The organism is Dactylosporangium sp. NPDC005555 (assembly GCF_040605635.1).
In the GTDB taxonomy this organism is placed as follows: domain Bacteria; phylum Actinomycetota; class Actinomycetes; order Mycobacteriales; family Micromonosporaceae; genus Dactylosporangium.
Window position 1 is genome coordinate 41,547 of the sequence record NZ_JBEXDG010000064.1, and the last position, 15,792, is coordinate 57,338.

Sequence of the window (15,792 nt, forward strand, 5' to 3'; positions counted from 1 at the left end):
ACCCCGGTCAGGTCGAGCGGCGCATCGCCCGGATGCCGACGGCGAGTCCCACGATCGCCGTCGCGCCCGCGGCGAGGAAGCCCCACAGGACGGCGCGGTCGCTGACGGTGCCGGCGAAGAGCAGACGCTCGGCGGTGACCATGTGCGCCAGCGGGTTGAAGTGCGCGACGGCGCGCATCCAGCCCGGCCCTGTCTCCAGGGGCAGCAGCATGCCGGACAGGATCATCAGGGGGAACAGCAGCGTCTGGTGCACGACCCAGAACATCCAGTCGTTGCGCCGGACCGCGACCGCCAGGGCGTAGCTGAGCGAGCCGAGCCCGACCCCGAAGACGGTGAGCAGCACCAGGCCGAGCAGCGCGCCGGCCGGGTGCAGCTCGAAGCCGAACGGCAGCATGACCAGGACGATGACGAGCGCCTGCCCGGCCAGGGGCACCATCTCCTTCAGTGCCCGGCCGACGAGCAGCGCGTGCCGGGCCAGGGGCGTGACGAGCATCCGCTCGTGCGCGCCGGTGACGAACTCGCTGAGCAGGTTCGCCCCGACGGTCGACGTGCCGAACAGGGTCGTCATGACGAGGATCGCCGGCACGAACCACTGCCACACGTCACCGCCGAGGCCGCCCTGCTGGCCCTGCAGCGAACCGGCGAGCAGCGGCCCGAACAGCGCCAGGAACACCAGCGGCTGGATCATGCCGAAGATCAGCGAGAAGGGGGAGCGCAGCAGCGGGCGGAGCTCCCGGCCCGCGACGATGCCGACGTCGCGGACGGCGAGGGTGGCGAGGGTGGTCATGCGTTCTCCCGGAGGTTGCGGCCGGTCAGGGACAGGAAGACGTCGTCGAGCGTCGGTCGTCGCAGCTCGGCGGTCCGCACGGCGCCGGGAACCGCGGCGATGAGCTCGGGCAGCGCGGCCGGCCCGTCGTTGACGCGGAGCTGCACTGTGTCCGAGATCTCGGAGATGTCGCGCGCACCGGGGAGCGCGCCGGCGGCCTTGGTGATCAGCGGCAGATCGCCGGTCAGGATCAGCCGGTCGCCGGCCAGTTCCGCCTTCAGCGCCGATGCCGTGTCGTCGGCGATGACCTCGCCGTGGTCGACGACGACGACCCGTTCGGCCATGGTGTCGGCCTCGTCGAGGTAGTGCGTGGTGAGCACGATCGTCATCCGGTGCTCCTCGCGCATGCGCAGGATGTGCTGCCACAGGTTCGCGCGGTTCTGCGGGTCGAGCCCGGTCGACGGCTCGTCGAGGAAGAGCAGCTTCGGCGCGTGGACCAGGCCGATCGCGACGTCGAGGCGCCGCCGCTGCCCGCCGGACAGGTCCGACACCTTCCGGTCGCGCAGCTCGGTGAGGTCGAGCGCGTCGAGGAGCTCGTCGCAGCGCCGGGTGGCCGCGCGCCGGTCCAGGCCGTAGATGCGGCCCTGGGTCCGCAGCTCGTCGCCGACCCGGTGGATGTGGCCGGCACCGTTGCCCTGCCCCACGTAGCCGATCTGGCGTCGTACCGACGCGGCATCAGCGGACACGTCGTGGCCTGCGACCGTGGCGGTGCCGCTGGTGGGCGGGATCAGGGTGGTGAGCATCCGCAGGGTGGTGGTCTTGCCGGCGCCGTTCGGGCCGAGCACCGCCACGAGCTCGCCCGGGCCGATGTCCAGGCTGATGCCGCGGACCGCGTGCACCGTGGTCTTGCGGTTGACGACGAAGTCCTTCGTCAGCGCTCTCGTGTGAATCATGCCGGGGACATTGCCAGCAGATCCGGACAGCCTCTGTCCTCAATCGGTGGCGATACTGGACAGATGTTGGAGACCTCGGCCCGCCTCCTGGCACTGCTGTCGCTGCTGCAGGCCCGCCGCGACTGGCCGGGCCAGACCCTCGCCGACCGGCTCGAGGTGAGCCCGCGCACGGTCCGCCGCGACGTCGACCGGCTGCGCGACCTCGGCTATCCGGTGCAGGCCACCCGCGGCCCCGACGGCGGCTACCGCCTCGACGCCGGCTCGGAGCTGCCGCCGCTGCTGTTCGACGACGACCAGGCGGTCGCCGTGGCGGTCGCGCTGCAGACGGCGACGATGTCCGTCGAAGGCGTCGAGGAGGCCGCGTTGCGGGCATTGGCGACGGTACGGCAGGTGATGCCGGCCAGGCTCCGCCAGCGGGTCGACGCGTTGCAGGTGACGAGGGTGGCGAAGGCGGGCTGGCAGCCGTCGCGGGTCGACACCGGGGTCCTGCTCGCGATCGGGCAGGCGGTGCGGGCGCGGGAGGTGCTGCGCTTCGACTACGCGGGTGTCCGGGAGATCGCGGCCGGGCTCACCGGCGACCGCCGCCGGGTCGAGCCGTGCCACGTGGTGACGTGGGGCGGCCGGTGGTACCTGGTCGGCTTCGACCTCGATCGGGAGGACTGGCGCACGTACCGCGTGGACCGCATGACCCTGCGCACGCCCACCGGTCCGCGCTTCACGCCCCGGCCGCTGCCGGCGGCGGACGTCGCGGCGTTCGTGGCGCAGCGCTTCGAGGGGCACGACCCGCTGCCGTGCCGCGGCGAGGCGATCCTGCACGCGCCGGCGGCGGCGATCACCGAATGGACCCGTGGCCAGGCGATCGTGGAGGAGGTGGGGCCCGGCCGGTGCCGGGTCAGCGCCGGATCCTGGTCGTGGACCGGGCTCGCGGCGTGGTTCGGGATGTTCGACGCGGAGGTCGAGGTGATCGGCCCGCCGGAACTGCGCTCGGCGACCGCGGCGCTGGCCGCCCGCTTCGCACGGGCGGCCGCCGTTTCGTAGTTACTTCTTGCGGACCGTTTCGAGGGCCTTCGTCCAGCTGACCGTCTGGTCGAGCACCACGCCGAGGGTGCCCTCGTGCTGCGGGCCCGGCTTGAACGTCGAGAAGTTCTCGAAGTCGGCGAACAGCGACAGCGCCACCTGCGCCCGCACGTCGGCGACCTGGAGCTCGCCCATGATCAGCCGCAGGTGCTCCACCGCGCGGGTGCCGCCGGCCGAGCCGTAGCTGACGAAGCCCGCGGCCTTGTTGTTCCACTCGCCGTAGACGAAGTCGATCGCGTTCTTCAACGCGCCGCTGGTGGAGTGGTTGTACTCCGGCGTCACGAACACGAAGCCGTCCAGCTCGGCGATCTTCGCGGCCCACTGCTGGGTGTGCTCGTTGGCGTACTGCCCCATGGACGCCGGGACGGCCTCATCCAGGTGCGGCAGGTTGTAGTCGAGCAGGTCCACCAGCTCGAACTCGGCGTCCGAGCGGCGGCTCGCGATGTCGTAGACCCACTTGGCGACCGCCTCGCCGTTCCGGCCGGGCCGGGTGCTGCCGAGGATGATTCCGATCTTGGTCATTGCACAACCTTTTCGTCATGGGTGACGTGTCACCGACACCCTAGCTCGGACCAACGGTGATGTGTCACCCACGGGCGTAGACTTCCGGTGTGACGGATCCCAACTGGCTCGACGAGCGGGAGCAGCGCGCCTGGCGCGGATTCCTCGCCGTCAACGCCGCGGTCAGGGGTCGCATCGCCCGCCAGCTGCAGCAGGAGACGGGCCTGTCCAGCGCCGACTACGCCGTGCTCGTGAGCCTGTCGGAGGCACCCGGCGGCCGGCTGCGCGTCTTCCAGCTCCGCGTCGCCGCCGACTGGGAGAAGACCCGGCTCACGCACCAGATCACCAGGATGACCGCCCGCGGCCTCGTCGCCCGCGAGCCCTGCGCCGACGACCCCCGCGGCGCGTTCGTCGTGCTCACCGACGCCGGCTGGGAAGCGATCACCAGCGCGGCGCCCCGGCACGTCGAGCACGTGCGGCACTGGTTCTTCGATGCCCTCGGACCCGGGCACGTCGATGCCCTCATCGAGCTCAACGACACGGTGACCCGGCACCTGCTCTCCACGGACGGGCCCTGTGCGCCGTGCGACGTGCCATCTTCCTGCGACGACGTCCTCCCGTGAGGTAGGGCCACCTGCGGGTCAAGTAGTGTCGAACAGCAGGCGTCATCGGGGTTTCGTCAGTGCGAAGGAGCGGGCGTGGCAGGAGAGCGCGGCCAGTTGGTGGTTGCCGTCGACGGGCCCTCCGGGTCCGGCAAGTCCACGATCTCCCGCCGGGTGGCGCATGCCCTCGACGCCCGCTACCTCGACACCGGCGCCATGTACCGGGCGGTGACCTGGGCCGTGCTGCGCGACAACGTCGACCTGACCGACGCCGAGAAGATCCACGCCGTCGCGGTCGCGGCCGAGCTCACCGTCGGCACCGACCCGGCCGCGCCGCACATCAGCGTCGACGGCGTCGGCGTCGACCGGGAGATCCGCGGCGCCGAGGTCACCCAGGCCGTCTCCGCCGTCTCCGCCGTCCCCGCCGTGCGGGCGCTGCTCGTCGCGCTCCAGCGGGACATCATCGCGGCCGCCGGGCGGATCGTGGTCGAGGGCCGCGACATCGGCACCGTCGTCGCCCCAGACGCCGACCTGAAGGTCTACCTGACCGCCTCCGCGGACGAGCGGGCCAGGCGCCGGAGCACCGAGAACGCCGCCAACCAGGCCGCGACCGCAGCCGACCTGGCCCGGCGTGACAGACTTGACTCGACGCGCGCCGCCGATCCGCTTCGCCAAGCCGACGACGCCGTTGTGCTCGACACCACCGCGCTCGGGATCGACGAGGTGGTCGAGCGCCTCCAGCGCATGCTGGACAAGGTCACCGCATAGGCGAGCGCCGGCCCCCCGGCCGTGAACAAAGGACCCCCGTGAGCGCTGAGGCATCCACAGGTGCCGAGGTCGACGTCGACGTTGTCGATGACGTCGAGCTGAGTGTGCCGATCGTCGCTGTCGTCGGCCGACCCAACGTCGGCAAGTCGACCCTCGTCAACCGGATTCTGGGCCGCCGGCAGGCGGTCGTCGAGGACGTCGCCGGCGTCACCCGGGACCGGGTCGCCTATGACGCCGAGTGGACCGGGCGGCACTTCACCGTCGTGGACACCGGCGGCTGGCTGCCCGACGCCAAGGAGCGGGCCAGGGCCATCGCGACCCAGGCCGAGATCGCCACGCAGACCGCCGATGTGGTCCTGTTCGTGGTCGACGCCACCATCCCGCCGACCGCCGACGACGAGGCCGCGGTCAAGATGCTGCGCCGCAGCGGCCGGCCCGTGATCCTCGTCGCCAACAAGGTCGACAACGCCCGCATCGAGGGCGAGATCTCCAGCCTCTGGGGCCTCGGCCTCGGCGAGCCGTTCCCCATCTCGGCCCTGCACGGCCGCGGCGCCGGCGACCTGCTCGACAAGATCCTGGAGGCGCTGCCTCTCGCCAAGCCCGCTGTCCCGCGCGAGGCCGGGCCGCGCCGCATCGCGCTCGTCGGCCGGCCCAACGTCGGCAAATCCAGCCTGCTCAACAAGCTGGCCAAGGAGGAGCGGGCGGTCGTCGACTCCGTCGCCGGCACCACCGTCGACCCGGTCGACAGCCTCGTCGTCTTCGGCGGCGAGACCTGGCACCTGGTGGACACCGCGGGCCTGCGCAAGCGCGTCTCGCACGCCAGCGGCACCGAGTATTACGCCTCACTGCGTACCAACGCGGCGATCGAGGCATCAGAGGTCGCGATCGTGCTGCTCGACGCCAGCGAGGTGATCTCCGAGCAGGACCAGCGGATCATCACGATGGTGATCGAGTCCGGCCGGGCGCTCGTCGTCGCCTTCAACAAGTGGGACCTCGTCGACGAGGACCGCCGCCACCTGCTCGGCAAGGAGATCGAGCGGGAGCTGCGCCGGATCCCGTGGGCGATCAAGGTCAACGTGTCCGCGCTCACCGGCCGGGCCGTCGACAAGCTCGCCCCCGCGCTGAACACCGCCCTGGAGAACTGGGAGCGGCGCGTGCCGACGGGCCAGCTCAACCAGTGGCTGACCGCGCTGGTGCAGCAGACCCCGCACCCGGTCCGCGGCGGGCGCGCCCCGCGCGTGCTGTTCGCCACCCAGGCCGGCGTGTCGCCGCCGAAGTTCGTGCTCTTCACGACGGGCGCGCTCGACCCGGGCTACGTGCGGTTCGTCGAGCGCAAGCTCCGCGAGGAGTTCGACTTCCTCGGCACGCCGATCCACATCAGCGTGAAGCCCCGCAAGAAGAACAGCCCTCGCGGGAAGAAGTAGCGCTCACGTCCCGCTTCCTGTGCGGCAGCAGCGCTTCGGTCAGGACCGCGATGACGACGAGCACTGCGAACACTGTCAGTCCCATGCCCGCGACATCGACCGGTGCGCCGCCCACGTGAGCCGCGCACCGGTCACGCACCTGTGCTGCTGCCGACTCCTGCCGGGTCACCACTGATAGCTGCGGCCCAGGTCATAGCCGGTGTTCGGATCGATCGGCGTCGGGTGCACCCGCAGCAGCGACTGGACACCGCGCAACAGCGCGTCCGGGCTGAACGGTTTGACCATGTGGTGCACCGCGCCCGCCAGCACGCCGCTGCGGACGACGTCCGGCTGTGACAGCGGGGACAGCAGCATCACCGGGATCCCCGCGGTCTCCGGGTCGTCGCGCAGCTGCTCGCACACGCTCAGCCCGTCCCGCCCCGGCATCATGATGTCGAGGATCACCAGGTTGGGCAGGCAGGCGACCGCCGCGTCGACCGCCGCCACCCCGTTGTCCGTCTCGATGACCTCGAAGCCCGCCTTCACCAGTTTGTACGCCACCATGCCCCGCAGATCAGGGTCGTCGTCGACGACGAGAATCCGGGCTGTCTGCCGCTCGGACGTGATGGCCGTGTCCATGGGGGTACCTCCTGCTACCTTGCTGGGACCCCCAGGTTCACGCTGTCCGGCTGCGCCCCGGCGGCGGACCCGTTGCCGGACGGTTGTGTGCGGTAGATCACTGATCCTCCACCGGCGGCCCCAGCAGATCCCACTTGTTGCCGGCGATGTCGACGAAGACGACGACCTGGCCGTACGGCTCGGACCTCGGCACCCCGACGAACTCGACACCGCTGGCTTCCATCCGCCGTACGGCCGCCGCGAAGTCATCCACTTTGAGGAAGAAGCCGACCCTGCCCTTGACCTGGTCCCCGACGGCCTCCCGCTGCCGCTCCCCGTCGGCCTTCGCGAGCAACAGGCCGGTGCCCCCACCCGGCGGCCGCACCACGACCCACCGCTTCGGCGCCCCGTCGTTCGTGGTCGCCGGCACATCCTCGGCCAGCTCGAACCCCAGCGCCTCGGTGAAGAACCCGATCGCCGGCCCGTACTCCTCCACCACGATCGTCACAAGATCAAGCCTCATCCCAACACCCTAGTTGAGACAGGGGATACTCCTGCGCGACGTGGTGAGGGGATGCGCTAGTCTGTAGCGGCTGCTCCGGACGACGTCCGGTTGCACGGGACGTAGCGCAGCTTGGTAGCGCACTTGACTGGGGGTCAAGGGGTCGTGGGTTCGAATCCCGCCGTCCCGACCGGGTGACAAAGGCCAGCTTGGCTGGCCTTTTCTATTGGACCTGACGGATATGTAGTCAAGGGGTCCGACACGCGTTTTTGCCCGTACGGCCGTACGGTTTGTGTCGTAGGCGGCTGCGCAGAGTGCTTGATGGCCTCCTTCCGTTGCGTCGGACGGAGTCAAGGGGTCTGTGATGGCCTGCCGGCGATCGGCATGGAACTGCGGTTGGGCAGGCATTACGTCAATGCCAGCTGTCGTGGCGGCACGCGGTCGACACCTTGACCCGGACGGTTGAGTCCCGCTCAACTCGAGTGTCTACTGTGGATGATCACGACACATCTGTGACACGAACGTCCGTACGGTGATCTCTCTGCAGTCGGCCGAGCGTGCAGCCACGAGTGCGGCTGAACGGAGGGTTCGTCGCGCTGAGGCCTCCAGGGTCGGTCAGCGTTGAGCCACGATCGGCCGTGCGGACGCGTGCGCGTTGTCCTTCCGCGAGGTAGTACGTGGCGGCGCCGGTCGTCTTGGGTCGTGTTTACTCGTAGCCGTGATCGATTGGTTGCGGCTGCGGGACCCGGGTGTCGAGGTCGCGGCGCTGCTGGATCGGGCGGAGCGGGAGCCGAGCGCCGAGGTGTGGGAGCGCCTCGACAGGCTGCTCATCGTTGAGGGGGAGTGCTGGTTCTCGGCCGGGTTCGCCGCACTGCCGCGGTTGAGCTCCTTAGCGCAGTCCGGTGCCGCGGAACACCGTGCGCAGGCGATCGACCTCGCCGCAGCGATCGTGATGACGCTGCATCGGCATCACAGGGACGACGATCTCGTACGGGCGGACCCGGCCGCCCTCGCCACCCTGCACCGGCTGGCCGCGCCCCGGCTGGCGGGCATGTCTGGCGGTCAGCTGTTGCGGTCGTTCCAGGCGGCGTGTGCGTTCGCCGGCTACACGTTCTGGGCGACGATCAGCCTGGACTTCACCGACGAGCACTACCGGATTCTCTGCCCGCACTGTGCGACGCCGCTGATGATCGTGATTGGTGACTACGGCCGCTATGCGGCGATCCGCGATCACGACGAGGGCGACATTCTGCGGACCCCGTTGCGTCCGGTGGAACCTGCGGCCCTGCACGGTTTCCGTCGATGGATGCACGACACCGCCGCCGGTGGCGATCCGATCCTCGCCGGCGGGTTGACGTACCTGTTCGGCGACGCGACCTGCAGTCGCTGCCACAGCGTCTTCAACGTCGCCGACTGGTACGAGGCCGAGAACAGCCCAGCACAGCCCATCGATCCGGTCATACCTCGCGTGGATCGATCGACCTGAACCGCGTCCTCACTCCGGGCATGAACGCCCGGCGCCCGGACCGCCGAACGTGGCAGGTGCTACGTAGCGAGCGGATTGCGGCCATGAGCGCGCAGCCGATCAAGCCGAACTCGGTCCTACCTGAGCTACCGCGTCCCGGCTTCGGAGAAGCGAGATACAAACACGCCCGCACGTGCAAGCGCATAGGATCTGCGAGGTGCGGACGACCAAAGCTGGGACGAGCCGTGTCGCCGAAGGCCTCGTCAGCAGGTCTGATTCGGCTTATCTCTACGAGTATGGGACTGCCATTCAGCCACCCGCTTCGCACTTGGAGGAATGGACGATACACCGGTGTCGGAGCCGCTTGGAAGGTTCGAGATTTCGGCCGGAAAATTGTATACAGCAAAGAATCGGACACTGCACGTTTTCGACGTACTTATGTCGACCGAAATGGGATACGTTCCTGGCCTAGCTGGGACGTCGCCTGCGTGCTTATAACGGGTTGCACCACTGGTTTGATATTGAACTAGTAGAACGTTTCTGCCGAATGTTGGCGCCTGAACAACCGTCACACTTATGATCGCCTGAACTCCAAGTCCGCCGGTCTCATCTATCGTGACAACGCCAACGCCTAGCACTGAACCCTGGCCGCCGGTTGAATCTCCATTGCTGAACGGAGAGGCCGACGGAGATCCGCTTTTGCTGGCCGAAACGGAAATCGAAGGTGACCCAGCAGTTGTGCTCTGCGATGATCCACCTACGGGAGTTGGTGTAGAACTAATCGCAATAGTCGGCGTTGCGCCAGTAGCAGACGAACTTCCGCTAGATGTGAGCATGCCGAAACCGCCGGTAACAATTGCAGCAATTACTGTTCCGCCGCAAGTGAAGACCGCGAGCAGTACCGTTCCAACTAGCGCAGCTTGATGTGCTGAATCTAATTGCCCAAACCATCTCTGAGCGATCCTACGCATCGACTCTGGTGGTGGTGGCGGCGGTGGCGGTGGTCCAGCACCCGGTGGTGCGCTGCTCATCTACATCTCCCTGAAGTGGTCTACTCTTGGCGGCCTAAGGATTCTTCACGGACTGCATGATCGGTACATGCGATTGGGCGCTAGTTGCGCAGAGGGTTGGACCGATTCAGGACGAAAGTTTATATTGGCTCAACCTTTAGTCACAAATTCATCGCCTTCTGTGACCTGTTTATTGTCAACGAGGTATTTTTGTGCCATGAAATCGGTCTCGCGCACCACCCGATATTCCGGTGGTGTTGGCGACCGGATCTGTGAGCCCAGCCGAGGCCGCCGACGTGCTCGGCGACGGAGACCAGTTGGTGCCCAAGCCGTTCAGACCCGCCGAACTGCGTGACGCAGTGGACGCCACACGCCGCTTCACCGGCACGCGCGTGTAGCCACCGTTCCGAACTGGCCCCGTCTGCCGAGACCGCGTGGTGGCTTTTGGAAGGGTTGATGTTCTGCTATGACACAGCGGACACGGCCAGGTCGTTGAGCGCGGCGTTGATGACGGGCCAGCACATCTTAATGGTGTCCTGGTCAGGAAGGTCGCCGAGTGTCACCTGTGCGTTGGGGTGGACGAGGTTGCGATAGTGGCGCACGGTTGCGGCGAAGCGGTAGGCGTCGGCTTGGATCCAGTGTTCGCGGTGGGCAAGTTCAATCAGGTCGTTGAGCATCCACTTGTCCAGTGGTTTGGTGGGGTTGGGGACTCGCGCCTTGAGCGCGTCGAGCAGGACGCCTTCGAGGAGGCTGCCGAGCATGATGATGGCGCTGGTGTAAGCCCCGTTCCGGTCGCAGGTGCGGGCCTCGGCGAGTCGGTGCTCCAGGACCGCTGCAAGTTCCGGGTCGCGAATGAGATCGGTCATGTTGACGTGCAGCATGACGTCCGGTGATTCCTGGTTCTGCTGCGTATCGGCGTACTTGCGGATAGTCGGCTTGCCGAGAGTGTGGGTGACTTCCAAGCCTTCTACGACGAGGACGGTGTTGAGCAGTTCGGTGACTTCGGCGGCGGCGAGTGGTTCGTTGCGGTGGACGTATTCACGCCGGTCGGCGAGGCGGCGCACGATGCTGTCGATGGCGTCAGGTTGGTTGCGGCGGGCACGGAGTTGTTCGGTAAGCCAGCGGCGGCGGGACTCCCCGTGGAAGCGGGGTACGTTGCTCCACCCAGCCTGCTGCAGAAGCTTCTCCAGATCTGGGGCGCTGCGATAGATAGGCAGGTCGCCACCGCCACAGGCGATCCGAGCGATTTCGTCGAGTGTGTTGTGGTCGGCGTTTTCAAGCATCGGCTTCTCCGTCGTCGGACAGTGGTACGGGGGTCCAGCGAACCTGCTGGGATCCGGTGGCGGGCAATGAACGTGGTTCGATGCGCAGTTGTTGCAGGCGTTGCCAAAGCGGTTCGAGCGCGGCGGCTTGGTTGCTGGCCCACAGACTGTGCCGCATGCGGTGGAACTGCCAGCCGGATCGACGCAGCTCGCCTTCCCAGCGCAAGCGCTGTTCGAGGTGCTCGGAGGTGATCGGACATTCGGGGGTGTCGCATTCGATCGCGAGCTTCCTCTGATCACCGACGACGAGCAGATCGATGACCTGGTCCTTGCTGATCTCGTACTGCGGGATGACCGCGTATCCGCATGCGCGCAGCTCGAGGAACACCTGTTGCTGTAGCAGCGAGCGAAACGGTGGTCGACGCCGGTCGGCTGGGACATGGTCCAGGATCGGGTCGATCGTCAGCGCCGCCGGTGGGTACTTCATGTAGGTGAGCAGCGAGCGTCGAAGATCCTCATCATGCGTGGAGGGTTCATCGAATGACAGGAACAGCCACATCTGGTCCTTCGCGCGGCTCGCCGCGACGTTGTAGCGGTGTCCTTCACGTCTGCTGGTGATCGCCTTGCGGGCACGGTCGACCACCATCGACAGCAGGATCACGTCCCGCTCGTCGCCTTGGAAGTCTTGGGGTTGCCCGACGCGTATGTCGTGGCGGTTGATGGTGCGGTCGTCGAGCCGCCGGCGCATCTCGGCCTCGAGGACGGAGATCTGACCGGTGCCTTGCAGGGCGATGACGCCGATGCTGCGCTCGGCGTAGTCCGGGTCGTTGACCATCTTCTCGACAGTTTCGAAGATGGCCTCGGCTTCGGCTCTGTTCTTGGCGTACTGACCATCACCGGTCTGTTTGCCGTTAGGTACCCGGACGACCTTCAGCGGCTCGAGACGGTCCGCGCCGAACTGCCGCAGCGGTACGAGTCGTTCCTTGTAGAACTGTCCGGAGGACCAGCCGATGATCTCGGGCATGCAGCGGAAGTGCTGGGAAAGCTTGACCACGTGCGGGAAGAGGCCGGCCATCAATCGGTACAGGTTCGAGGTGGGTTTGAACGCGGCTCGCGCGTGGGCCGGTAGCTCCCCCAGGTAGTGGTCGACAAGATCCTGAACGCTGTCGTGCTCCTCGATGTTGCCGGGCTGGCACTGGTTCTCGTCGCCGACGATGATGACTCGGGGTGCCAGCCACAGGAGGAACAGTGACTTGATGGTGGCTTGGCTGGCTTCGTCGACGATGACGACGTCGAACGAGTCCGCGATGGCGGGGATCGTTCGGGCGACCGCGTCGATCGGCATGATCCACGCTGGGATCGCGGGAGCGGCTTCCTGTATGGCATCACGGGCGTCGGCCAGATGCCGTTGGTTCTGGTGCTGCTTGCCTCCGCCGCGGCCGAGGTCGTTGATAATGCCCTTGTAGGACTGTAGAGCGCGCCGTTGGGGTGCGCTGAGCCGAGTGGCACAGTGTCGCAGTGCGACCTTGGCGGCGAAGTCTGTGGTGATGTTGCGTAGTCGCAGTTCGTGCTCCTCGACGCGATCCTCGTCGGTTGTCTCGGGGTCGGTCGCGTCCAGCTTGGTGCAGTAGTCCGCTGCTCGTGCCCACGCCCAGGCCGCGCCGAATCGTGTCACCCGGGTGTCCCAGATCGGGTCGTCGACGGTGGCGGTGATGCGTTCAGCCAGCTCCGGGTGGGCCGAACGTAGCCGGTCGAGTAGGACATCGCAGGAGAGTTGGGCACGCTGGTCGGCGCTGGCCTGGTCCAGCTCCCGTCGCAGCCGGCCGAACCGGTCCGCGTCGCGGTCGCGCACCGCCGCAGCGAGGTGCGTCACTTCCGGTGCGGCACGAGGTGCCTCGGCCCAGTCGGCCAGTGTCGTGCCGACCTGCTCGAGGTAGATGATGGCGCGCTTGGCCCGGGCGATACTGGCACCGGCACGGACCAGCATGACGATGTCGTCCCACGCGTGGGGCGTACTGATCTGGTAGCGGATATCGTGGCGGCGTAGCTTCTGTTCGAACATGTCGCGGGTGGTGATGAACGCGCGAATCGCCGTGATGGCCGGGATGCGGTCGCACAGCTGGCGCAGGCGGTGGCGCAGCGGACCGCGGACGAGCGGATGTCCGAGCTGTGCCCAGCCGTTCGCGACGTCCGCAACGGCGATCTCCGCCTCCAACAGGCCGATGATGAGGTTCACCTCGGCCACCGAGGCGGGCGCGGCACCGTCGACCGTGCACGACTCGAGCAGGTCCATGGCGTCGATCTGCGCTTGCGGGGGCCAGTAGCGTCGGAGGCGGCCGCCACGCGCGAAATGCCGTCGCAACCGCCGGGCCTGGCCGAGCAGCCGCTGCAGGCTGGTCGTCGCGGCGGTGTCCAGGTCGACGGTGGACCCGTCCCGATTCACGGTCAGGTGTTCGAAGCGGTACAGGTCGACGGTGTCCTCCAACAGCGGCACCCAGTGGGGCGCGGTACGCCGGTCCAGCAGCGCCTCAACCGCCGCGCTCTGCCAGTCCCCGACACCCCAATCACGCGCCCGCTCGCCCAGTCCGCATTCGTTCAGCGCGGTGATCGCCACCTCCACCAGCCGTTCGAGTTCGGCTCGAGCGGGGTGCTCCAAGACCATGAACGCCGGTCGCAGGTGGCCATGATCGGGCTCGAAGAGACGTTCAGCAGCGGTCACCTCGCCGATCGCTGCGGTGATCGCCATCGGACTCGGCACACTGCGCAGATCGGGAAGTTCCTGGATTGCGCGCTCTGCGCGCTGCGGCGTTGCCGTACGGAGCAGGGACACCAAGTCGACAGCCTCGTCATCGGTCAACGGGGCCGTCGCTGCGAGCGGCTGCTGCGACGCCGTGATCCATGCGAAACTGGCTCGATCGTCTTCAACGGCTCTGACAAGGTCGCGGAGCGACCCCTCATAGCCCACGGCGACGTCGCGATGAACGAAATGCTCCTGCGAGCGCGAGAAGAGTAGCTGCTGTCGTGCCTCCTCGAGGTCCTCGATGACCGCTTGACGTTGCTGATCCAGGGCCACGATCTCCTCATCCAATCGGACCGGGTCAACCGTGGCGACCAGCTCTGACAGGTCGTTGATGCTGTCCTCAAGCTGCTGCGCGCCACGCCGCTGCAAGCCGGACATGAACACGCACAACTCACGCAAACCTGGCGGCAACTTGTCGCGCAGCACGTGCAGTGCCCGTTCCTTCTCGCTGGTGATCAGCACTCGCTGCCCGTCGGCGAGGAGCGCGGCGGTGAGGTTGGCGATGGTGTGGGTTTTGCCCGTGCCGGGCGGCCCCTGCACGACGACACCGTTGTCGCCTCGTAGATGGTTGAGAATCTCCTGCTGCTCGCGGTTCGCCGCCAGCGGGAACAGTGGCTGGATACCGTCGGTCGTCGCGGGGTTCGTGGAGCGACGCAGCCAACGCACCCGGTCTGCGGGCTCCAGCGGCAGCACCAACTGCGCCAGGCCCAGCGGAGCCGCCGCGTCCGGCCGGTCGAGCTGATCGGCGATGTGCTGGTAGAACTCCGCAACACTGCTGCGGTCGCGTTCGCGTAGGAGCAAGGCCGGCGACAGCGTCAGGCGCGACGCGCCGGTATCATCCGGAGCTGCCCATTCCGCGGCGGTGATGTCCAAAGGTCCGGTCCAGCTGTGGCGCTTCCACTCCTCCAACCAAGCTGCGGCTGCTGGCGAGAACGGGTGGAAGCGAAGCCGGTGGGGTTCCGCAAGGGCCGGTGCGCTGCGGTTGAACGAGAAGCCGTCCGAGGCCTCTAGGAATTTGCGGTCCTCCAACCGCAGCTGCACCTCGTCGGTCATCACAACCTGCAGCGCGTCGGCGTCCGGATCGTGCTCAATGCCGACGTCAACGGTCAGCAGGTGCCGGTAGATCGGTGACCTGCCCGCGTCCTCGGCTGCGATGAGGCCGACGCCGACAATCAATTCGTGCGTGTCCGCCCGCTGCGCCGCCGCACGACGTAGGTCCTCCAGGAAGCTGTGCTGCTCGGCGACTTTCGCTCGGAAGCGCTCCTGCTCGGCCCAGTCCTGCCATCGTCCGAGATACTCCTCGAACAGCGCGGTGATCGATGTCGTCGACAGGCTTCGGGAAACGTCGGTGTCGCCGCCAGGTATGACGCCGATCAGCCGCGGCGGCGTGTCCGTATTTGACCCGGCGTCTGGGTCTAACCACGGACGCAGCGCGGCTGACGGAGTCGGCTGAAGGGCTGGTGGCCCTGGATCTCCAACACGCACCAGGACCGGATTCTCCGACTTTGTGACGTGTTCGCTGAACTCCTCGAGCCAGCACGCAGTATGGCTCTTCCGGATCGAATCCCGAACCGGTCGCCCATCACGGATCAGCGACTGTAGATATGAGACTAGGGCGCGCGTCAGTCGAACGGCCCGCGGATCCCTCGGTGAGACTGACTCCGACAATGGTCCCCCTCACATCGCCCAACACCACAGAATGCACGTGGTTCGACGTGGAGAGCAATAGCGACGAACGTGAATGAATGTTGGTCTGCGGTGCGCCGTTGTCGCACATCGACCCTCGCCCCTACGAACGGTAGCCCGCCTCGGATGGATGCCGCTCGGCGAGCGCGGGGCGACCGTATCGGCAAGGAGATTGGCAATCGGGCCGTGCGGCGGGGGAGTGGAGGGGGAGGTGCCTAGCTGAGCTGCGCCGCGCCCTCGGTCGGGTGAATCCGTCTGGTGTCGACGACGCGTGAAAACTGGATCTGGATCTGGCCCACTTTGGTTGATTGAAGTTGGTCCCCTTCGCGGTGACGGATCATCCACTGTGTACCGTGCTGCCGGTGCGATGATCAATGTC

The 15,792-nt window shown here is 67.4% G+C and carries 12 protein-coding genes and 1 tRNA gene; 6 read left to right on the forward strand and 7 right to left on the reverse strand.

From position 1 onward, the window contains the following. Positions 1-7: 7 nt before the first annotated feature. Entirely contained in the window at positions 8-787 is a 780-nt protein-coding gene (locus ABZS58_RS42595; RefSeq protein ID WP_354789668.1) for an ABC transporter permease, read from the reverse strand. Continuing rightward, a complete protein-coding gene (locus tag ABZS58_RS42600; RefSeq protein WP_354789670.1) occupies positions 784-1,719 on the reverse strand; it encodes an ATP-binding cassette domain-containing protein in 936 nt (311 codons plus the stop codon). The genes ABZS58_RS42595 and ABZS58_RS42600 overlap by 4 nt, the downstream gene beginning before the upstream one ends. 63 nt (positions 1,720-1,782) lie before the next feature. Here ABZS58_RS42600 and ABZS58_RS42605 point away from each other — a divergent pair, with 63 nt between their 5' ends. Further along, positions 1,783-2,757, forward strand: a complete 975-nt coding sequence (locus ABZS58_RS42605; RefSeq protein WP_354789672.1) for a WYL domain-containing protein — start codon at positions 1,783-1,785, stop codon at positions 2,755-2,757. Here ABZS58_RS42605 and ABZS58_RS42610 read toward each other — a convergent pair whose 3' ends face one another. Beyond that, positions 2,758-3,318, reverse strand: coding sequence for an NAD(P)H-dependent oxidoreductase (locus tag ABZS58_RS42610; RefSeq protein ID WP_354789673.1), 561 nt, complete (start codon positions 3,316-3,318; stop codon positions 2,758-2,760). A gap of 89 nt (positions 3,319-3,407) precedes the next feature. Between ABZS58_RS42610 and ABZS58_RS42615 the strand changes: the two genes are divergently transcribed. The 3 genes from ABZS58_RS42615 (at position 3,408) to der (ending at position 6,091) form a co-directional block, all read left to right on the forward strand. Beyond that, a complete protein-coding gene (locus ABZS58_RS42615; protein WP_354789675.1) occupies positions 3,408-3,920 on the forward strand; it encodes a MarR family winged helix-turn-helix transcriptional regulator in 513 nt (170 codons plus the stop codon). A gap of 75 nt (positions 3,921-3,995) precedes the next feature. Then, the gene (gene cmk / locus ABZS58_RS42620) at positions 3,996-4,667 is read left to right on the forward strand and encodes a (d)CMP kinase (RefSeq protein ID WP_354789677.1); all 672 of its coding nucleotides are present in this window, start codon (positions 3,996-3,998) and stop codon (positions 4,665-4,667) included. 38 nt (positions 4,668-4,705) lie between these two features. Next, positions 4,706-6,091 carry a ribosome biogenesis GTPase Der gene (gene der / locus ABZS58_RS42625; RefSeq protein ID WP_354789678.1) on the forward strand — a complete coding sequence of 462 codons (1,386 nt, stop codon included), beginning with the start codon at positions 4,706-4,708 and terminating at the stop codon, positions 6,089-6,091. A gap of 165 nt (positions 6,092-6,256) precedes the next feature. On the opposite strand, the gene ABZS58_RS42630 is transcribed toward der, so the two are convergent. After that, positions 6,257-6,709 carry a response regulator gene (locus tag ABZS58_RS42630; protein WP_354789680.1) on the reverse strand — a complete coding sequence of 151 codons (453 nt, stop codon included), beginning with the start codon at positions 6,707-6,709 and terminating at the stop codon, positions 6,257-6,259. 97 nt (positions 6,710-6,806) lie between these two features. Further along, on the reverse strand, positions 6,807-7,211 hold the full coding sequence (locus ABZS58_RS42635; RefSeq protein ID WP_354789681.1) for a VOC family protein: 405 nt from the start codon (positions 7,209-7,211) through the stop codon (positions 6,807-6,809). 95 nt (positions 7,212-7,306) lie between these two features. Here ABZS58_RS42635 and ABZS58_RS42640 point away from each other — a divergent pair. Both ABZS58_RS42640 and ABZS58_RS42645 read left to right on the forward strand, forming a co-directional pair. After that, positions 7,307-7,380, forward strand: a tRNA-Pro gene (locus tag ABZS58_RS42640). A gap of 540 nt (positions 7,381-7,920) precedes the next feature. Continuing rightward, positions 7,921-8,676, forward strand: a complete 756-nt coding sequence (locus ABZS58_RS42645) for a hypothetical protein (RefSeq protein WP_354789683.1) — start codon at positions 7,921-7,923, stop codon at positions 8,674-8,676. Positions 8,677-10,129: 1,453 nt separating this feature from the next. On the opposite strand, the gene ABZS58_RS42650 is transcribed toward ABZS58_RS42645, so the two are convergent. Both ABZS58_RS42650 and ABZS58_RS42655 read right to left on the reverse strand, forming a co-directional pair. Continuing rightward, positions 10,130-10,948 carry a hypothetical protein gene (locus ABZS58_RS42650; protein WP_354789684.1) on the reverse strand — a complete coding sequence of 273 codons (819 nt, stop codon included), beginning with the start codon at positions 10,946-10,948 and terminating at the stop codon, positions 10,130-10,132. After that, entirely contained in the window at positions 10,941-15,212 is a 4,272-nt protein-coding gene (locus ABZS58_RS42655) for an AAA domain-containing protein (RefSeq protein WP_354789686.1), read from the reverse strand. Before ABZS58_RS42655 ends, ABZS58_RS42650 begins: the two co-directional genes overlap by 8 nt. Positions 15,213-15,792 lie beyond the last annotated feature (580 nt).

Excerpts from the sequence above, each read along its gene's own strand:
- ABZS58_RS42595 (WP_354789668.1), bottom strand. The coding sequence starts at position 787 with ATGACCACCCTCGCCACCCTCGCCGTCCGCGACGTCGGCATCGTCGCG.
- ABZS58_RS42600 (WP_354789670.1), bottom strand. The coding sequence starts at position 1,719 with ATGATTCACACGAGAGCGCTGACGAAGGACTTCGTCGTCAACCGCAAG.
- ABZS58_RS42605 (WP_354789672.1), top strand. The coding sequence starts at position 1,783 with ATGTTGGAGACCTCGGCCCGCCTCCTGGCACTGCTGTCGCTGCTGCAG.
- ABZS58_RS42610 (WP_354789673.1), bottom strand. The coding sequence starts at position 3,318 with ATGACCAAGATCGGAATCATCCTCGGCAGCACCCGGCCCGGCCGGAAC.
- ABZS58_RS42630 (WP_354789680.1), bottom strand. The coding sequence starts at position 6,709 with ATGGACACGGCCATCACGTCCGAGCGGCAGACAGCCCGGATTCTCGTC.
- ABZS58_RS42635 (WP_354789681.1), bottom strand. The coding sequence starts at position 7,211 with ATGAGGCTTGATCTTGTGACGATCGTGGTGGAGGAGTACGGGCCGGCG.
- ABZS58_RS42650 (WP_354789684.1), bottom strand. The coding sequence starts at position 10,948 with ATGCTTGAAAACGCCGACCACAACACACTCGACGAAATCGCTCGGATC.